4 protein-coding genes and 1 pseudogene are annotated in these 4,203 nt (G+C 39.0%); 1 reads left to right on the top strand and 4 read right to left on the bottom strand.

The genetic code is table 11. The features are described from left to right. Positions 1–454: 454 nt before the first annotated feature. Genes I6F48_RS20995 through rph form a run of 3 tightly spaced genes read right to left on the bottom strand, consistent with a single transcriptional unit; the run spans position 455 to position 2,268 of the window. Entirely contained in the window at positions 455–835 is a 381-nt protein-coding gene (locus tag I6F48_RS20995) for a diacylglycerol kinase (protein WP_007583384.1), read from the bottom strand. 56 nt (positions 836–891) lie between these two features. Continuing rightward, on the bottom strand, positions 892–1,536 hold the full coding sequence (gene pyrE / locus I6F48_RS20990; RefSeq protein WP_007583381.1) for an orotate phosphoribosyltransferase: 645 nt from the start codon (positions 1,534–1,536) through the stop codon (positions 892–894). An 18-nt stretch (positions 1,537–1,554) separates the two neighbouring features. After that, a complete protein-coding gene (gene rph / locus I6F48_RS20985) occupies positions 1,555–2,268 on the bottom strand; it encodes a ribonuclease PH (protein ID WP_002958890.1) in 714 nt (237 codons plus the stop codon). Between the two features lie 179 nt (positions 2,269–2,447). On the opposite strand from rph, the gene I6F48_RS20980 reads away from it, so the two are divergent. After that, positions 2,448–3,308 (top strand): YicC/YloC family endoribonuclease, encoded by an 861-nt coding sequence (locus I6F48_RS20980; RefSeq protein WP_002958889.1) that lies wholly within the window; start codon positions 2,448–2,450, stop codon positions 3,306–3,308. A 731-nt stretch (positions 3,309–4,039) separates the two neighbouring features. Here I6F48_RS20980 and I6F48_RS20975 read toward each other — a convergent pair. Beyond that, positions 4,040–4,203: pseudogene (locus I6F48_RS20975) on the bottom strand (elongation factor Tu); the annotation flags it as partial.

The raw sequence follows: 4,203 nt of genomic DNA, 5'->3' as shown, positions 1-4,203 counted from the left end.
CACTCAGTTTTCAATTGAGACTCTAAATTTGTTTGCCTCGCTACCTAAGTAGTTTAGCTGTTAGAACTCAATCTGTACGAGTGCCCACACAGATGATTGCTTTATATTGTTAAAGAACGTTGCGATTATAAAGTTAAACTTTATCTCGCTAGGGCTGCGCATATTACGCTTTCCTATTTTTTTGTCAACACTTAAATTTAAACTTTCTAAAAGATTCTATCTAAGTTTTACTTAACACCCTGAGTTGTTCGTGCCTCGCTATGCGTTGGCGTTTCCCGTCTCAGTGGGGTCGCATTATAGGGAGATCCGAAAACAGATCAACCCTTTTTTGAAGAAAACTTGAAATAATGTGCTGTTCGCTGAGTATTTGAGCTAAACACGTTAAAAACACAACATAACTAGCAAATTATTAACAACTAAAGGTGTTTAAACTTCACTAATATTAAAAGTGAGCTTAAACGATCTTCATATAAAGACTTACACCCCATATGATCAACACGATCGTTAATGAAAGTGTTACGGCTGCAGATCCCATATCTTTGGCTCTACCTGACAATACATGCAATTCTGTACTTACTCGATCTGTTAATGCTTCAATGGCAGAGTTTAGCAATTCAACTATTAGAATAATAAGCAGTGAGCTAATTAGTATTGCCCAGTGTAATAATGATGAAGCCAGCCAAAATGAAGTGGGGAATAATATAAGGCTTAGTAATAGCTCTTGTCTAAATGCAGCTTCTTCTTTAAATGCTGCTTTAAAGCCAAGATAGGAGCAATAGGTTGCTTTGAAAACGCGTTTGAGGCCTAAGCCATTTGGTTTTAATACATCTTTCATTAATAAACTCTATGAATGAAGGTCAAAATAAAGCCCCGCACTGCGAGGCTTTTTATTTATGCTACGCCGTATTGATCACGGTAAGCTTTAACTGAGGCTAAATGCTCGCCCATCGTTCCTTGGTTTTCAAGGTAACTAATAAGGTCTGCTAATTTTACAATAGAAATTACTTTGGTATTAAAGTCGCGTTCAACTTCTTGAATCGCTGATAACTCGGCTTTACCTTTTTCTTGGCGATCTAATGCAATTAAAACACCACTAAGGTCTGCACCATTTTGTGCAATAATTTCCATGGACTCACGAATAGCGGTACCTGCGGTAATTACATCATCAACTAGCATTATTTTGCCATTGAGTTCTGAGCCTACTAATGTACCTCCTTCACCGTGTGCTTTTTTCTCTTTACGGTTAAAACAGTACGGTACATCTTTATCATGGTGATCTGCTAATGCAACTGCCGTCGTTGTTGCTATTGGGATACCCTTATACGCGGGACCAAATAGTACATCGTACTCTATCGCTGAATCTTCTAATGCTGATGCATAAAAACGACCTAAACGTGCTAAGTCACGACCTGTATTAAACAAACCGGCATTAAAAAAGTAAGGACTTATGCGCCCTGACTTTAAAGTAAACTCACCAAATTTTAATACCTGCTTCTCTAGAGCAAATTCTATAAACTCTTTTTGATAATCTTTCATATCTAGTGGCCTACCTATTTATGCTAATGCTTGCTTTTGTACGTCAATGATCTCACGAATAGAATGTTTAGCTAAAGTAAGTAACTCATCTAGCTCATCAAACGAGAAAGGTTCGCCTTCGGCTGTGCCTTGAATTTCTATAATTTTACCTGTTTCGGTTAAAATTACATTCATATCAGTTTCTGCTGCTGAATCTTCAATATATTCTAAATCGCTAATTGCTTGGCCTTTGTATATACCTACTGAAATAGCTGCAATCATATGCTTAAGTGGGTTTGAATTAATCATACCCTTTGCACGCATGTGCGTTAGCGCATCAACAAGTGCAACACATGCACCACTTATAGAAGCAGTACGTGTACCGCCATCTGCTTGGATTACATCACAGTCAATGGTGATTGTGTTTTCGCCAAGTGCTTTTAAATCAACAGCAGCACGCAGTGCACGTGCAATTAAACGTTGAATTTCCATAGTACGACCGCCCTGCTTACCACGTGCAGCTTCTCGAGCATTACGCGTATGCGTTGCTCGCGGTAACATACCGTATTCAGCATTGATCCAACCTTTACCCTGACCTTTCATGAAACGAGGAACGCCCGATTCGACAGTAGCTGTACAAAGTACTTTGGTGTTACCAAACTCAACAAGTACTGAGCCTTCAGCATGCAAAGTATAATTACGTGTAAATGTAACAGGTCTAATTTGATTAGGTGTTCTTTCGCTTGGACGCATTGACGATCCCCTTAATTCAGAATTTGCGACATTATAAGTGTATGTGGGTATAGATACCATGCTGATTTAAATAAATAGCTGTATGCAAAATATTCAGTGTATTAAATTTTCCCTAGAGCTTAAGCGGTGTTACGGTATAATCATCGTAATATTGTATTTATAAATTTAGGAAAATATCCATGATCCACAGTATGACAGCTTATGCGCGTCGCGAAATAAAAGGCGATTGGGGAACTGGCACTTGGGAAGTTCGTTCAGTGAACCAGCGTTACCTTGAAACATTTATTCGCGCACCAGAGCAATTTCGTGGCATGGAGCCAGTTATTCGTGAGCGTTTACGCAAACACTTACAACGCGGTAAAGTTGAGGTTTTTTTAAAGTTTGTAGCAAATCCTGCCCATGTTGGTGAGCTATCAATTAACCAAGCCCTTGCTGAGCAACTTATAAATAGCGCTAAATGGGTTCAACAGCAAAGTAATGGCGACATTAATCCTGTTGATATATTACGTTGGCCTGGTGTTATGGAAGCTGAAGAACTTGATATGGATAGCGTTAATACAGCACTAATTGCTGGTCTTGATCAAGTAATCGAAGATTTTAAATCAGCTCGTGGCGATGAAGGTGCAAACCTTGAAGAAATGATAGCAATCCGCCTTGATGCGATTTTAGAGCAAGTAGAAATTGTAGAAACGCATATGCCTGAGATTGCTAAGTGGCAGCGTGAAAAACTGGCTCAAAAGCTAGAAGACTTAACAGCAAACATTGACGAGTCACGCCTTGAACAAGAACTTATTTATCTTGCTCAAAAACAAGATGTAGCTGAAGAATTAGATCGTTTAAAGTCTCACGTTAAAGAAACTAAAAAAATCCTTAAAAAAGGTGGCGCATGTGGCCGCCGCCTAGATTTTATGATGCAAGAATTTAATCGTGAAGCTAACACGCTAGCATCTAAGTCTATCAATAGTGACATCACTACTGCCGCCGTAGAGTTAAAAGTATTGATTGAACAAATGAGAGAACAGATCCAAAATATTGAATAGTTTTCAGCCAATTATGGCATATTCATAACTTATCAAAACCCGGGCTAGGCTCGGGTTTTTTATTAATACCAATAATGATATTTTGAATGTTGTTACCAAGCATCTTCGTCTAATGTGAAATCCTCACCTTCAAATCACTCTTTATTTTAGACATTAAAAAGCCCGAGACTAAGCTCAGGCTTTTTGGTAACAATTAGCTAGGCTAATAATTACGCTCTGAACGTTACTACAACGCACCTACGCCTAAAGTAAGAGCGCCACCTTCATATGACATTTTATTCTAGACATTAATAAGCCCGAGGCTAAGCTCGGGCTTTTTGGTAACAATTAGCTAGGCTAATAATTACGCTTTGAACGTTACTACAACGCACCTACGCCTAAAGTAAGAGCGCCACCTTCATATGACACTTTATTCTAGACATTAAAAAGCCCGAGACTAAGCTCGGGCTTTTTGATAACAATTAGCTAGGCTAATAATTACGCTTTGGACGTTACTACAACGCACCTACGCCTAAAGTAAGAGCGCCACCTTCATATGACACTTTATTATAGACATTAAAAAGCCCGAGACTAAGCTCGGGCTTTTTGGTAACAATTAGCTAGGCTAATAATTACGCTTTGAACGTTACTACAAAGCACCTACCGCCACCTTCATATAACACTTTATTCTAGACATTAAAAAGCCCGAGACTAAGCTCGGGCTTTTTGGTAACAATTAGCTAGGCTAATAATTACGCTACGATAGTTGCTACAACACCAGCACCTACAGTACGACCACCTTCACGGATAGCAAAACGAAGACCTTCATCCATCGCGATTGGTGCGATTAGAGTTACTGTCATCTTGATGTTATCACCAGGCATTACCATTTCTACGCCATCTGGTAACTGTACGT

Source organism: Pseudoalteromonas sp. SWYJ118, assembly GCF_015864505.1.
In the GTDB taxonomy this organism is placed as follows: domain Bacteria; phylum Pseudomonadota; class Gammaproteobacteria; order Enterobacterales; family Alteromonadaceae; genus Pseudoalteromonas; species Pseudoalteromonas arctica.
The sequence above is the reverse complement of the archived record's forward strand: the minus strand, read 5'-3'. Positions and strand labels throughout refer to the sequence as shown.

Excerpts from the sequence above, each read along its gene's own strand:
- I6F48_RS20980 (WP_002958889.1), top strand. The coding sequence starts at position 2,448 with ATGATCCACAGTATGACAGCTTATGCGCGTCGCGAAATAAAAGGCGAT.
- rph (WP_002958890.1), bottom strand. The coding sequence starts at position 2,268 with ATGCGTCCAAGCGAAAGAACACCTAATCAAATTAGACCTGTTACATTT.
- I6F48_RS20995 (WP_007583384.1), bottom strand. The coding sequence starts at position 835 with ATGAAAGATGTATTAAAACCAAATGGCTTAGGCCTCAAACGCGTTTTC.
- pyrE (WP_007583381.1), bottom strand. The coding sequence starts at position 1,536 with ATGAAAGATTATCAAAAAGAGTTTATAGAATTTGCTCTAGAGAAGCAG.